Annotated in this window: 11 protein-coding genes; 6 read left to right on the top strand and 5 right to left on the bottom strand. The window is 56.0% G+C overall.

Going from position 1 to position 15,121, the window contains the following annotated elements; all coding sequences use genetic code 11:
* Window positions 1-39: 39 nt before the first annotated feature.
* On the bottom strand, window positions 40-540 hold the full coding sequence (locus tag HZZ01_RS03680) for a GAF domain-containing protein (RefSeq protein WP_033732889.1): 501 nt from the start codon (window positions 538-540) through the stop codon (window positions 40-42).
* Between the two features lie 213 nt (window positions 541-753).
* Here HZZ01_RS03680 and yebS point away from each other — a divergent pair, with 213 nt between their 5' ends.
* The 3 genes from yebS to rsmF all read left to right on the top strand — a co-directional run bounded on the left by yebS (window position 754) and on the right by rsmF (window position 6,109).
* Window positions 754-1,998: a membrane integrity lipid transport subunit YebS gene (yebS, locus tag HZZ01_RS03675; RefSeq protein WP_179895547.1), complete on the top strand. Its 1,245-nt coding sequence runs from the start codon at window positions 754-756 to the stop codon at window positions 1,996-1,998.
* Entirely contained in the window at window positions 1,967-4,600 is a 2,634-nt protein-coding gene (locus HZZ01_RS03670) for a PqiB family protein (protein WP_179895546.1), read from the top strand. The genes yebS and HZZ01_RS03670 overlap by 32 nt, the downstream gene beginning before the upstream one ends.
* An 81-nt stretch (window positions 4,601-4,681) precedes the next feature.
* The gene (gene rsmF, locus HZZ01_RS03665) at window positions 4,682-6,109 is read left to right on the top strand and encodes a 16S rRNA (cytosine(1407)-C(5))-methyltransferase RsmF (protein ID WP_370463409.1); all 1,428 of its coding nucleotides are present in this window, start codon (window positions 4,682-4,684) and stop codon (window positions 6,107-6,109) included.
* 1 nt (window position 6,110) lies between these two features.
* On the opposite strand, the gene HZZ01_RS03660 is transcribed toward rsmF, so the two are convergent.
* From HZZ01_RS03660 to HZZ01_RS03645, 4 genes are all read right to left on the bottom strand, one after another.
* Window positions 6,111-6,758 (bottom strand): metallophosphoesterase, encoded by a 648-nt coding sequence (locus tag HZZ01_RS03660; protein WP_179895545.1) that lies wholly within the window; start codon window positions 6,756-6,758, stop codon window positions 6,111-6,113.
* A gap of 277 nt (window positions 6,759-7,035) precedes the next feature.
* The gene (locus HZZ01_RS03655; protein WP_179895544.1) at window positions 7,036-7,248 is read right to left on the bottom strand and encodes a DUF1272 domain-containing protein; all 213 of its coding nucleotides are present in this window, start codon (window positions 7,246-7,248) and stop codon (window positions 7,036-7,038) included.
* Between the two features lie 104 nt (window positions 7,249-7,352).
* Complete coding sequence (locus tag HZZ01_RS03650) at window positions 7,353-8,708, bottom strand: MFS transporter (RefSeq protein WP_179895543.1); 1,356 nt, start codon at window positions 8,706-8,708, stop codon at window positions 7,353-7,355.
* 138 nt (window positions 8,709-8,846) lie between these two features.
* Entirely contained in the window at window positions 8,847-10,877 is a 2,031-nt protein-coding gene (locus HZZ01_RS03645) for a choline transporter (protein ID WP_179895542.1), read from the bottom strand.
* A gap of 255 nt (window positions 10,878-11,132) precedes the next feature.
* On the opposite strand from HZZ01_RS03645, the gene betI reads away from it, so the two are divergent.
* The 3 genes from betI to betA are packed head-to-tail and all read left to right on the top strand — an operon-like array spanning window position 11,133 to window position 14,919.
* A complete protein-coding gene (gene betI, locus HZZ01_RS03640) occupies window positions 11,133-11,726 on the top strand; it encodes a transcriptional regulator BetI (protein WP_136198674.1) in 594 nt (197 codons plus the stop codon).
* A 14-nt stretch (window positions 11,727-11,740) separates the two neighbouring features.
* On the top strand, window positions 11,741-13,213 hold the full coding sequence (betB, locus tag HZZ01_RS03635) for a betaine-aldehyde dehydrogenase (protein WP_179895541.1): 1,473 nt from the start codon (window positions 11,741-11,743) through the stop codon (window positions 13,211-13,213).
* Window positions 13,214-13,236: 23 nt separating this feature from the next.
* Window positions 13,237-14,919, top strand: coding sequence for a choline dehydrogenase (gene betA / locus HZZ01_RS03630; protein WP_179895540.1), 1,683 nt, complete (start codon window positions 13,237-13,239; stop codon window positions 14,917-14,919).
* The last annotated feature ends 202 nt before the right edge of the window (window positions 14,920-15,121 follow it).

Below are 15,121 nucleotides of genomic sequence, written 5' to 3'. Positions count from 1 at the left end.
ATAATGACAACATCGCTAAATGCCATGTGATCCAGTCGATTAGCTGCGCGTCAGCTGCAGATATTTTTCTAAGTCGCTGTTCGCAAGCACTTCACAAAGCCCATCAGTCAGTGTGACCAGCCCCGATTCGTCGTCGCTGTCAAAGCGATTGTACTCCACGCTGTCGATGTCCAGCACCCCAACCACAGTGCCATTCACTTTCAGAGGAATCACAATCTCAGCATTGCTGGCAGCATCGCAGGCGATGTGGCCCGGAAAGGCATGCACATCATCTACACGTTGCACTTTTTCTTCAGCCAGCGCCGTGCCACACACACCTTTACCGACCGGAATGCGCACACAGGCGATTTTGCCCTGGAACGGGCCCAGCACCAGCGTATCGGCTTCCGTCAGCAGGTAGAAACCTGCCCAGTTCACGCCATCGAGACGTTCGTACAGCAGCGCGCTAAAGTTTCCCATCGCGGCGAGGAACGCCGTTTCTCCCGCCAGTAAGGCGCGCATATCGCGATTCAAATCGGCGTAAAAGGCAGTTTTGTTCATTATTCAACCGTTACCAATGACATCTGTACGGGTGATACAGACCGTTCGTTAAAAATAAGTTTTAAATATCCAGAGCCACAAGGTGAATCATAGCGTTAGTTGCTATACCCTTAGCATTCTGTGGATCGAAGCGTGATGCCCGAAACAGGCACAATGACAATGTCTTAATGACCGATATCTGTTCCTTCTGAAGAGCGAAGATTGCATCACCCTATGAAAATTCACGCTATCAGCCAGACATTGCCTCACGCACGTTATCAGCGTTGCCCGCAATGCGATACCCTTTTTTCCTTACCGGATGTGAAATCGCATCAGTCGGCACATTGCCCCCGCTGCAACGCTGAAATTCTCAGTGGTCGCGACTGGTCTATGACCCGTCTTATGGCGATGGCCGCCACCATGATCGTGTTAATGCCCTTTGCGTTCTCCCTGCCGCTGGTGGATATCCGGCTGCTTGGCATGCGCATTAATGCCAGCGTGCTGGAAGGCGTGATTCAGATGACCCAGCAGGGTGATGTGCTGACGGCCTCAATGGTGGCGTTCTGCACCATTGGCGCGCCGGTAACCCTGGTGGCCGGCATCTGTTATCTCGGCATCGGCAATCGGCTCGGTATGAACCTGCGACCCGTATTGCTGATGCTGGAAAAGCTTAAAGAGTGGGTGATGCTCGATATCTATCTGATCGGCATTGCCGTGGCGTCGATTAAAGTGCAGGACTATGCTTCGCTGGAGATTGGCTATGGCCTGGCGGCTTACATAGCCCTGACGGTGCTCAGCGTGCTGACGATGATCCATCTGAATATGGAGCAGTTGTGGGAGCATTTTTATCCGCAAAGCCCCGGCAATATGGCCCGCGACGAGATGCAGGTTTGTCTGAACTGTCACAACACCAGCATCCCTGACGAAAGGGGCCGCTGTCCGCGTTGCCATACGCCGCTCGACTTCCGACGCCGCCACAGCCTGCAAAAATCCTGGGCCGCACTGATCGCCTCGATTGTGCTGTTGATCCCTGCCAATCTGATGCCCATTTCCGTGGTTTACCTCAACGGCTCACGGCGCGAAGACACCATTTTCTCCGGCATCCTGGGGCTGGGTGAAGGCAATATTCCGGTGGCGGCAATTGTCTTTATTGCCAGTATTCTGGTGCCCTTTATCAAGGTGCTGGTCATGCTGACCCTGCTGCTCAGCATTCATTTTCGCTGTGAACAGGGGCTGAGAACCCGCATCCGGTTGCTGCGGTTTGTCACCTGGGTTGGCCGCTGGTCAATGCTCGATCTGTTTGTTATTTCGTTAACCATGTCGCTGGTCAATCGTGACCAGCTGCTGGCTTTTACCATGGGACCGGCGGCGCTGTTTTTCGGCGCGGCCGTCATCCTGACCATTATGTCTGTTGAGTGGCTGGACAGCCGCCTGCTCTGGGATGCACATGCAACAGGAAACGCCGACTACACCGACTAACGCAACGCTGCGCAATAAGCGCAAAATTTCGCCCTTCTGGCTGCTGCCGATTATTGCGATGCTGATCGCGTGCTGGCTGCTCTGGACCAATTATCAGGAGCGTGGCACCACCATCACCATCAATTTCCAGACGGCGGATGGTATCGTGCCGGGTCGCACCCCGATCCGTTATCAGGGCGTGGAAGTGGGCACCGTGCAGGGCATTAATCTCAGCGATGATTATCGCAAAATTCAGATTAAAGCCAGCATCAAGAGCGATATGCGCGACGCGCTGCGTGAGGATACGCAGTTCTGGCTGGTGACGCCTAAAGCTTCGCTGGCGGGTGTGTCGGGTCTGGATGCACTGGTCGGCGGTAACTATATCGGGATGATGCCGGGTAAAGGTAAACCCAGCGAGGCGTTTACCGCGCTGGATACCCAGCCTAAATACCGGGTGAACACCGGCGAATTGATGATTCATCTGCATGCGCCCGATCTTGGCTCGCTCAATACCGGCTCACTGGTCTATTACCGCAAAATTCCGGTTGGCCGGGTCTATGACTACAGCATTGATAATAAAGCCGATGGCGTGGCGATTGATGTGCTGATTGACCGTCGCTTTATTAACCTCGTAAAAACTAACAGTCGCTTCTGGAATGTGTCGGGCGTGAATGCTGACGTCAGCCTGAGTGGGGCTAAAGTGCAGCTGGAAAGTCTGGCAGCGCTGGTTAATGGCGCGATTGCGTTTGACTCACCCCAGGGGTCGGAAACGGCCAAAGCTGAGCAAAATTACCGGCTCTATCCCGATCTGGCGCACAGTCAGCGCGGCGTGCAGATCACGCTGGATCTGCCCAACGGCAAAAATCTCAAAGCAGGCAGCACCCCGCTGATGTATCAGGGCCTGGAGGTCGGTACGCTGACCAAACTGAATCTGCTGGATGGCGGCAAGGTTACCGGCGAACTCACCATTGATCCGTCCGTTGTTGGTCTGATGCGAAGTGGTACCCGCATTGAGATGCACAGCCCGAAAATCAGCCTGACCGATACCAGCCTTAGCGCACTGCTGACCGGCAACACGCTGGAACTGGTGCCGGGCGAAGGCGAGCCGCAACAGCACTACACCGTGCTGGCGTCCAATGAGACCCTGCTGCAGAAACCGAACGTGCTAACAGTCAAACTCAGCGCACCGGAAAGCTACGGTATCGATCAGGGCCAGCCGCTGATGCTGCATGGCATGCAGATTGGTCAGGTGATGTCGCGTTCACTGGATGAAAATGGCGTCAATTTCGTGGTGGCCGTGAATCCTGAAAATCGCGACCTGGTCCATGGTGACAGCAAATTTATCGTTAACAGTCGGCTCGATGTGAAGTTTGGCCTTGATGGAATGCAGGTATTAGGTGCCAGCGCACGTGAGTGGGTGGATGGCGGTATCCGGCTGGAGCCGGGCAAAAAAGGTGAGCCTAAAAGTGCCTATCCGCTGTTTGCCGATGCTGAAAAAGCGGAAGAAGGCATTACCGGCGATGGCCCGTCTACCACGCTGATGCTGACCGCCACCAGCCTGCCTGATGTGCAGGCGGGATCTATCGTGCTTTACCGCAAATATCAGGTGGGAGAGATTGTCAAAGTCACGCCGCGTGCTGACGCCTTTGATATTGCCGTTCATATCCAGCCGGAATACCGTAAGCTGCTGACCAGCGAAAGCGTCTTCTGGGCCGAGGGTGGCGCACGCGTCAGCCTCAATGGCAGCGGCCTGACGGTGCAGGCTTCGCCGCTCAACCGCGCGCTAAAAGGCGCAATCAGTTTCGACAATATGAGTGGTGCGCAGTCGGTCAAAGGGGCAAAACGCGTGCTCTATCCTTCTGAGACCGCGGCCCGCGCCGTGGGCAGTCAGATTACGCTGCATACCTATGACGCCAGCAAACTTTCTGCCGGTATGCCGATTCGTTATCTGGGTATTAATGTCGGCCAGGTTGAGTCTCTGTCGTTGAGCAAAGATAACAATCAGGTAGTGGCGAAAGCGGTGCTCTATCCGGAGTATGTGAATGATTTCGCCCGTCTCGGCAGTCGTTTTTCGGTGGTTTCACCGGAGATTTCCGCCACCGGTGTGAATCATCTGGAAACGCTGTTGCAGCCGTACGTGAACGTAGATCCGGGCAAAGGCGGTACCGTGCGTACCTTCGAACTGCAGGAGAGCACCATTACCGATTCGCGCTATCTGAATGGTCTGAACATTTATGTTGATGCCACAGAGGCGGGTTCACTGTCGCTGGGTACGCCGGTGCTGTTCCGTGGTGTGGAAGTGGGTACAGTAACCGGCACCTCGCTGGGTACGATGGCGGATCGCGTGCAGATCGCCTTGCGCATCAGTAAGAAATATCAGCATCTGGTGCGTAATAACTCGGTGTTCTGGCAGGCGTCAGGCTACAACCTCGACTTCGGTCTGGTGGGCGGCGTGGTGAAAACCGGAACCTTCCAGCAGTTTATTCGTGGCGGCATTCAGTTTGCGACGCCACCGACGGTCCCGCTGGCACCGCAGGCGAATCCGGATAAACATTTCCTGCTGCAGGATGAAGCGCCGAAAGAGTGGCGTAACTGGGGAACGGCGATTCCGTCTCCGCGTTAATTGAATCTGAACGGGCAGCCTGGCTGCCCGTTTTCTTTGCTCATGATACACTGCCGCCTTTGCCTTAACTGGAATGTGCCCGTGTCAGATGCTTCTTCGTTTTTCCCCGCCGATTTTCTCTTGTTAATGCGTCAGAGCCTGCCCGATGAGACGAGCTTCGCGCAATTCATCGCCTTCAGTCAGCAACCCCTGCGCCGCAGTATTCGCATCAATACCCTGAAGATCAGTGTGGCCGACTTCCTGAGTCAGACCGCCGGGTATGACTGGCAACTGACGCCGGTGCCGTGGTGCGAAGAGGGATTCTGGATCCGCCGGGAAGATGAGAGCCTGCCGCTGGGTAGCGTCGCTGAGCACCTCAGTGGCCTGTTCTACATTCAGGAAGCCAGTTCCATGCTGCCCGTCACCGCACTGTTTGACGCTCAGCCAGAGGTCAGCGCGGTGATGGATATGGCGGCCGCACCGGGTTCTAAAACCACTCAGATTGCGGCGCGGATGGGCAATCAGGGCGTTATCCTGGCCAATGAGTTCTCCTCCAGCCGGGTCAAAGTGCTGCACGCCAATATCAGCCGCTGCGGCGTCAGCAACAGTGCATTAACGCACTTTGACGCGCGGGTCTTCGGGCCAGCGCTGCCGGAACAGTTCGACGCCATTCTGCTCGATGCTCCCTGCTCCGGTGAAGGCGTGATTCGCAAAGATGCTGATGCACTGAAAAACTGGTCGCTGGCAAGCACGGAAGCGATCGCCGCCACTCAGCGCGATCTGCTCGACAGTGCGTTTCACGCACTTAAACCCGGCGGCACGCTGGTTTACTCAACCTGTACCCTGAATCAGATTGAAAACCAGCAGGTGATCGACGGGTTGCTGCAGCGCTATCCGGACGCGGTTAAGGTCTTGCCCCTTAATGGGTTATTTGAGGGTGCGGAGCAGGCCGTAACGTCCAACGGGTACCTGCATGTCTTTCCGCAGATGTTTGACAGCGAGGGCTTTTTTGTCGCCCGTCTGCGTAAAACTGCGTCGGTCGAGCCCCTTCCGGCGCCAGGTTATAAAGTCGGTAAGCTGCCCTTCTCTCACCTCAGCCGCAAGCTGGAAAGTGAGATTGCCCAGGCTGCCGCGGCCGTCTCTATCAAATGGGATGACGCACTGGAGCTGTGGCAGCGTGATAAAGAGATCTGGCTGTTCCCAAAAGCCGTCACCCCGCTGCTGGGCAAAGTGCGCTTCTCACGCATTGGCCTGAAGCTGGCTGAGACCTTTGCCAAAGGTTATCGCTGGCAGCACGAAGCGGTCATCGCGCTGGCGCAACCTGATGCAACGCAGACTTTCGAGCTGACGGCGGCAGAGGCGGAAGAGTGGTATCGCGGCCGGGACATCTATCCGGAAACAGCACCCGCTCACAATGAGATGATTGTCACTTATCAGCAACAGCCGCTGGGGCTGGCGAAAAAAGTCGGCACCCGCATCAAGAACAGCTATCCACGCGAACTGGTACGCGACGGACGCCTGTTCCGATAACTCACTTGAGTTGTAGCATCGTCAGATGATTGCCAAACACTGCGCCAGTATCGATGTAATGCAGATTGGCAATCGTCAGCGGCTGTTTCAGCGGCGTGTGACCGAAGTAAAAGGCGTCCGCGCCACGGATGCCCGCCTGGTCGCCTGACTCAAGGCCCTCCAGCCGCTCACGGCTCCAGACCACCTGTTGCCAGTCGAGTGGCTTATTCAGCGCGTATTCCCGGGCCGGATAATCCGCATGGGCGATCACAATAATGCGCTCACCGAGTTGCAGGTGAAGTATCAGCGGCAGCGCACGACAGCGCCGCAACGCGTGACGTGCCGCGATTAACGCTGCACCCCGCAGCCCAAAGAACCAGTCGCCGCCATTCATCCGCCAGAGCGCCATTTCCTGCCCCTGCAACGCCGACAGCGCCATCTCCTCATGGTTTCCCCGCACGCAGCGAAACCAGGGCTCGTCCAGCAGCGCCAGACAACCCAGACTGTCGGGCCCGCGATCAATGATGTCGCCCACCGAAATCAGTAAATCCTGCTGCGGGTCGAACTGATGCTGCTGCAACTGCGCCTCCAGTTCGCGGCGGCAACCATGAATGTCGCCAGCCACCCAGATCCGTCGCCACTCTGCGCCATTCAGGACGTGGTAATACATTGATGCACCCGGCTTCTCTGCTGAAAATGTCATCAGAGTATAGTCAGGGCTAAACTGAACCGGCATGACGAACGGGAAAGCAGAGAGCAAGGGATGTGGGCAGAGGGAGCAAGGCTATAAGGCGAAGAGTGATTTACGGTGGTCGAAAGATGTGTCCCTTCCGGCGCTTATCTCCGGCACTCAGTTAAGGTGGTAGCTCTGTCAGGGACGAATTCATGATAACGACATCAGGCACAACAGGCTATCGGGCCCGAATCATATTTATTGTCATTTGAGATCAACTGCGCAATTTTGCCGGGTATTTTTGCAACTTCTCTGCCGGACGCACCGGACGGCGCACCAGCTCACCGCCACAGTTGGGGCAAACATGCGCAAGATGCTCATCACAGTCAGCGCAGAAGGTACATTCAAACGAGCAGATACGTGCCGCCAGAGAGGATGGCGGCAAATCAACGTCGCAGCGTTCACAGTTAGGGCGAAGTTCCAGCATGGTGTGACTCCTTAAGAAGCGTGTCAGTCAGCATCGCGGTTACTGGCCCGAATGTCGAGCCGGTAACCGGACAGGAGTGCGCCAGATCCGGACATCATGCTCAGCTATGGCTCTTTATGTTGCGGGTCCCCGGGTAAATCATCCGGCATTTCCTCGTCGTCAGGCGCGTCATCGTCACTCTCACGTTCCTCTTCCGGCTCCTGACCGCCCATTGACGCATGAATCACCTCCTCCTCCAGCGTTGGGATCAGCGCGGCGCCCAGTGGCGACGTCGCCAGACTGTCAGGCATGACCACGTGCGGCAGCGGCACTTCGGTTGTCGGAAGCGGACCTGCCGCACGAACAAAGCTCAGTCCGCCAATCACCAGTGCGCAGAGCATAAAGAAGAGATAGAGCATATTGCTGCCGAGTGGCTCCATCAACGCACCCACCACCAGCGGCCCGATGCTGGCACCGATACCAAACGCCATCAGCAGACAGGCCGTTAACGAGACACGACGCTCGGCGGCAACCTGATCGTTGGCCAGCGCCACCTGCAACGGATAGAGCGCAAACTGCATCATGCTGGCAACAAAAGCGATGCCAATCATCCAGTGGAAGGTCAGATGCGGCAGCAACACCAGCGGCACGCAGGCCACGGCAAACAGCATGGCAATGATGAATAACAGCCGCTGGCGATCGTAGCGGTCAGAAAGCCAGCTCAGCGGAAACTGCGACACCAGCCCGGCAAAAATCGTCAGACTCATAAAATAGCCGGTCTGGCTGGTTGTGAAGCCTTTGCTGCTGCCATAAACCGGCGCCAGGCCGTAGAACGCGCCAATCGCCATGCCGGTTACCAGCGTGGTGCCGAGCAGTTTAGGAATGGTGCGGATAAAGTAACCCAGTTCCATCGGCGCAGGTGTCATCGGCCTGACGTGGGTACGGGTAGTCAGCGCAATCGGCACCAGACAAAGCGCGAAACAGAGCGCGACAATCAGCAGTGTGCTGACGCCAAAGCCGGATTGCAGGCTCAGTATTACCTGTCCGCCACTGAGTCCAAGGTAGGTGGCAACCATATATAAGCCGAAAATCATGCCGCGCTGGGATGATTCAGCCTGATCGTTCAGCCAGCTTTCCAGCACCATATACTGACACATCATGCAAAGTCCGATGATCAGACGCAGAAAGACCCATAGCGGAATAAAGTCAGTGAGCCCGTGCCCCGCCACGGAGGCGGTGATGATCCCGGCACAGGCAACGTAGGCGCGTATATGGCCAACGCGGGCAATCAGGTTGTGCCCCACTTTGCCGCCGATCACCAGTCCGATGTAGTTGGCCGCAATGATTGAGCCGATCAGTGCGCCATTGACATGCTCGCTGGCCAGACGTAATGAGACATAGGTGGTGAGCAAACCAGAACCGAGCAGCATCAGCAGCGTGGTCGTGTACAGCGGCAGAAACGTACTGAATATTTTTCCCATATGACTCCCTGTCTGTGCTTTTCTGGCATCAGGCCCGTAAAGCCCTAAAGATAGTCGATATCGGCTGGCCACGGAGCATTTCACCCAGCCGATGGCAAAAAAAAACCCGCCAGCAATTGCTCACTGACGGGCCCTGATTCAGACGCTCGGGAAGCTGATGTTGCTGCCCGGTGCTTCCCGGTTGAGATGGATGAAGTTCAGGTGTCGCTCATACTGATCCAGTATGTCGATAATCACCTGCTCTTTGCTGTAATCCATCAGGTCATTACCCTGGCTGCCCTCCATCAGGAAGGTTTCCAGCCGGTAGTAGGTCGACTTACCGCTGCGGGCGCGATAGGTAAAGCCTGGAATTGAATACTGCTGCGGCCAGACCTGATAGATGAAGTCCTGCTCTTCGCCCAGATGGACGCGCAGATCCAGATAGCCAATCGGGTTAGCCTCATCTGCCTCAACATTTTCCAGCGTGACGCGACCATCACGCAGCTCCAGCTCTTTCGCGACTTCCTGCATTGCCGGATATATGGTCTTTTCCATCATCTGCTGGGTATAGCGCGAGCCAGGGTAGTTCATCAGGCGCGACAGACGCTTCTTCCAGGTCAGACGATCGGTCGCATGAGCCAGATATGGCGCGGTGTCGCGCGTGGCGCTGGCCCGGCGGTGATCCTCAATCTTCAGGGACTTAAACAGACCCGCCATCACAAAGAAGATAACAAAGCTGAACGGCAGCCCCATGATCACCGTGGTGTTCTGCAGAGCAGTGATACCGTTGGTCATCAGCATGCTCAGGGTCAGTACCCCAATCGCCACGGACCAGAAGATGCGCAGCCAGTTCGGCGCATCGCTGTTGATGTCTTTCAGGCGTGAGGTGAAGTTGCCCAGCACCAGCGAGCCGGAATCCGCCGAGGTGACGTAGAACAGCATCCCGGTGATGGTGGCGACTGATGCGCTGAGTTTAAACGCCGGGTACTGCGCCAGCAGGCTGTAGAAGCCGCGCTCCGCATGGTTCATCACTTCCTGCGCAAACTCTGTATTGCCGTGAATGATCTGATACAGCGCGGCATTACCGAACACGGACAGCCACAGCAGCGTAAAGGTGAACGGAATAATCAGCGTGCCCAGTACGAACTCACGGATGGTACGACCACGTGAAATACGTGCCAGGAACAGGCCGACAAACGGTGACCAGGCCACCCACCACGCCCAGAAGAAAAGCGTCCAGCTGTTCATCCATTGGGTCGGACGATCAAAGGCAAAGGTATTAAGCGTCATGCCCATAAAGCGGTTGATGTAATCGCCGACGTTCAGCACCAGCGCATTCAGCAGGAACTCGGTGTTGCCGAAGAACAGCACAAACAGAATCAGCCCCAGCGCCATGATCACGTTGAGCTCAGAGAGAAAACGAATTCCTTTATCGACGCCCGACGTGACAGAGATGGTGGCGATGACGACAGAGAGGACGATCAGCGCAGCCTGTGCGGTAAAGCCTTCCGGAATATCAAACAACACTTTCAGGCCGTAGTTCAGCTGCACAACCCCTATCCCTAATGTGGTGGCGATACCAAAGATAGTGCCGACCACGGCCGCGATATCGACTGTGTGACCAATCGGGCCATAGATGCGTTTACCGAAGATGGGATAGAGCGCGGAACGGATGGTCAGCGGCAGGTTATAGCGGTAGCTGAAGTAGCCCAGCGCGATGCCCATCAGTGCATACATCGACCAGCCGGTCAGGCCGTAGTGGAACAGCGTCCAGACCATCGCCTGGCGGGCGGCTTCCAGCGTCTGCCCTGCACCTTCCGGCGGCTGCATATACTGCGTCACCGGTTCGGCGACCGAGAAGAACATCAGGTCGATCCCGATCCCGGCAGCAAACAGCATGGCGGACCAGCTGAGCACGCTGAACTCAGGTTTAGAGTGCTCAGGCCCGAGCTTGATCGAGCCAAAACGTGAGCAGGCCATGTACAGCACAAACACGATATAGAGCGTGGCAGCCAGCATGTAGTACCAGCCGAAGGTGGCGGAAACCCAGTTTACCGCCTTGAGGATCCAGCTCGCGGCCAGTTCACTGTAGAGAATCGTCACAAGTGAAAAAGTCAGGATCAATCCCGCAGACGTATAAAATACTACGTGATTGAGGCCGTCTTTTTCACCGGCAGGTGGATTATTCATCGATTACCTCTGGTTAATGTCCTGAAAATACGCAATGGATAAGTCTTGCCGTCCACGGTTTTCCGGCCGTGCGGCCCTGTTTCGTTCTGTCACTTCCTGTTAATCGTTTTGGCAAACCAGCCTATTTTAGCACTCATTGCCGTTTCGCTTTGGCTACATTTAAAGAACAGCATCCTAACAAAGTTTCTTTTTATATTGAACGTGCAATCAAAAAAAGTTTAAATAGGGGCTCGATTTGAGGGTGGAGCTGGAGCTATGCCAAAGGTAGGGATGCAGCCGATACGTCGTCGGCAACTGATTGATGCGACCCTGAGCACGATTAATGAAGTGGGGATTAATGATGCCACCATCGCCCAGATCGCCCGTCGGGCGGGGGTGTCTACCGGCATCATCAGTCACTATTTCAAAGATAAAAACGGCTTGCTGGAAGCCACGATGCGTGATGTGACGCGTCAACTGCGTGAGGCGGTACTGTCGCGGTTACAACCGCTGGCCGGTGCCCCGGCAGATCAGCGGTTGTGTGCCATCGTTGACGGGAATTTCGATGAAACTCAGGTGCACACGGCAGTGATGAAAGCCTGGCTCGACTTCTGGTCGAGCAGCATGCATCAGCCCCAGCTTAATCGCCTGGAGCGGGTCAGCAGTCGGCGGCTCTACTCAATGCTGGTAGTCGAATTCCGGCGTGAACTGCCGCTGGAAAAGGCACGACTGGCTGCACACGGTCTGGCTGCCCTGATCGATGGTCTGTGGCTGCGTGCCGCACTGAGCGGTAAGCCCTTTAATCCGGCTATCGCCCTCACACTGACCACCCAATTCATCCGTCAGCAACTGGCTGGCGAGCACGAATAACGGAAGGAGAAAACATGTCCCGATTCACCGAGCAGAAACTCTACATCGATGGCGCTTATGTTGCCGCAGCGTCTGGCGAAACGTTCCAGACGATTAACCCGGTCAACGGCGAAGTGCTGGCAGAGGTTCATGCCGCAGGCCAGGAAGATGTCAATCGCGCCGTTGCTGCCGCCAGAAAAGGCCAGAAAGTCTGGGCCGCGATGACCGCCATGGCGCGTTCGCGTATCCTGCGTCGCGCCGTTGATATTCTTCGTGAGCGTAATGATGAGCTGGCCGAGCTGGAAATGCTCGACACCGGCAAGCCTTACAGCGAAACCTCAGCGGTCGATATCGTCACCGGTGCAGATGTGCTTGAGTATTACGCAGGGCTGGTTCCGGCGCTGGAAGGTCAGCAGATCCCCCTGCGTGAAACTTCATTTGTTTATACCCGTCGCGAACCGCTGGGTGTGGTCGCCGGTATCGGCGCCTGGAACTATCCGATTCAGATCGCCCTGTGGAAATCCGCGCCTGCGCTGGCCGCAGGTAACGCGATGATTTTCAAACCCAGTGAAATGACTCCGCTTACCGCCCTGAAACTGGCAGAAATTTACACCGAAGCGGGCCTGCCGGATGGCGTGTTCAGCGTGCTGCCGGGCATTGGTTCGGTCACCGGTCAGTTGCTCACTGAGCATCCTGGCATCGACAAAGTCTCCTTCACCGGCGGCGTCGTCAGCGGCAAAAAAGTGATGGCCAATGCCGCAGGTTCAACGCTGAAAGAAGTCACCATGGAACTGGGCGGTAAATCACCGCTGATCATCTTTGATGATGCCGATCTCGATCTGGCTGCTGACATCGCCATGATGGCGAACTTCTACAGTTCCGGTCAGGTCTGCACCAATGGCACCCGCGTCTTTATTCCTGCAAAACTGCAGGCGGCTTTCGAGTCGAAAATCAGCGAACGCGTTGCCCGCATCAAGGCCGGCGATTTGCGCGACCCGGCCACCAACTTTGGCCCGCTGGTCAGCTTCAGTCATCGCGACAACGTGATGCGCTACATTGAGTCCGGCATTGCTGAAGGTGCACGTGTCCTGTGCGGTGGCAAACGTCTGACCGGTGGCGAATTCGACCAGGGCGCCTGGGTTGCACCGACCGTGTTCACCGACTGCCGTGATGAGATGAAGATTGTGCGTGAAGAGATCTTCGGACCGGTCATGTCGATCCTGAGCTATGAAACCGAAGAAGAAGTGATCCGTCGCGCCAACGACACCGAATTTGGTCTGGCCGCCGGGCTGGTGACGCAGGACTTAAATAAGGCGCACCGCGTGATTCATCAGATCGAAGCAGGTATCTGCTGGATTAATACCTGGGGCGAATCAGCCGCAGAGATGCCAGTGGGTGGCTACAAGCACTCCGGCATCGGCCGTGAAAATGGCCTGATGACACTGCAGAGCTACACCCAGGTGAAGTCCGTGCAGGTTGAGCTGACGCGTTTTCAGTCAGTCTTCTAATCACTTAACCTGAGGAACGATGAATGGAATTTGATTATATTGTTATTGGAGCCGGATCCGCAGGAAACGTTCTGGCTACCCGTCTGACCGAAGACAGCAACGTGAGCGTCCTGTTACTGGAAGCGGGCGGCCCCGATTACCGTTTTGATTTTCGCACCCAGATGCCTGCGGCCCTCGCCTTCCCGTTGCAGGGAAAACGCTATAACTGGGCGTATGAGACTGAACCAGAGCCTTATATGAACAACCGCCGCATGGAGTGTGGTCGCGGCAAAGGTCTGGGCGGTTCATCCCTGATTAATGGCATGTGTTACATCCGCGGTAATGCGATGGATCTCGATAACTGGGCCAGCGAACCTGGCCTGGAGAACTGGAGCTATCTGGACTGCCTGCCCTACTACCGTAAAGCTGAAACCCGCGATATCGGTCCGAACGATTTCCACGGCGGCGAGGGTCCAGTGTGCGTGGCGACGCCTAAAGCAGGCAACAATGTCTTGTTTGAAGCGATGATTGAGGCGGGTGTGCAGGCGGGTTATCCGCGCACGGACGACCTGAACGGCTATCAGCAGGAAGGCTTCGGTCCAATGGATCGTACCGTGACGCCGAAAGGTCGTCGTTCCAGCACCGCCCGTGGCTATCTTGATTTGGCCAAAGGCCGCGCTAATCTGAAGATCATCACGCATGCCACCACCGATCGCATTGTGTTCGATGGCAAGCGCGCGGTTGGCGTGGAATATCTCCAGGGCGACAGCAACACCATCAATAAAGTGACTGCGCGCCGTGAAGTATTGTTGTGTGCCGGCGCTATCGCCTCGCCGCAGATTCTGCAGCGTTCTGGCGTAGGCTCGCCTGAGCTGCTTAAGCAGTTCGATATCCCGCTGGTTCACGATCTGCCGGGCGTGGGTGAGAACCTGCAGGACCACCTGGAGATGTACCTTCAGTATGAGTGCAAGGAGCCGGTTTCTATCTATCCGGCCCTGAAGTGGTGGAATCAGCCGAAAATCGGGGCGGAGTGGATGTTTAACGGCACCGGCATCGGCGCCAGCAACCAGTTTGAAGCAGGCGGCTTTATCCGCAGCCGCGAAGAGTTCAGCTGGCCGAATATCCAGTATCACTTCCTGCCGGTAGCGATTAACTACAACGGTTCAAACGCTGTCGATGCCCATGGCTTCCAGTGTCATGTCGGCTCCATGCGCTCTCCGAGTCGTGGACATGTGCGCCTGAAGTCACGCGATCCGCGTCGCCATCCGGCTATTCTGTTCAACTACATGTCACATGAGCAGGACTGGCATGAGTTCCGCGATGCTATCCGCATCACGCGCCAGATCATCAACCAGCCGGCGCTGGATAAGTATCGTGGCCGTGAAATCAGCCCGGGCCTGGATTGCCAGACAGATGAGCAGCTGGACGAGTTCGTGCGTAACCACGGTGAAACCGCCTATCACCCATGCGGAACCTGTAAGATGGGTAACGATCCGATGGCCGTGGTAGATGGTGAAGGCCGTGTGCATGGTCTGGAAGGACTACGTGTAGTGGATGCATCGATAATGCCGCTGATCATCACCGGCAACCTTAACGCCACCACCATCATGATTGGCGAGAAGATTGCCGATAAGATTCGTGGACGCGAGCCGCTGCCGCGCAGCACGGCGTCTTACTATGTCGCGGGTGATGCGCCAGTGCGCACGGTACCGCAGCGTGCTGAGTAATTCGTGACATTGTCACGTAACGAAAGCCGGGCAAGCTGTTGCCTGGCTTTTTTGTACATTTTAGCCCATGCTCTTTCCCCAACCTCCCTTTCTCTACATCCTTTTATATAACTGGCCATTTTCAAACTATCAAACCTTAACCATTACCAAACGAAGCAGGATCTGCTGTTGATTTCATAATGTGCAGAATGGTATAAAACCG

The organism is Pantoea sp. WMus005 (genome assembly GCF_013415305.1).
Classification (GTDB): Bacteria; Pseudomonadota; Gammaproteobacteria; order Enterobacterales; family Enterobacteriaceae; genus Pantoea; species Pantoea rara.
This window is presented reverse-complemented; position numbering and strand designations above follow the sequence as displayed.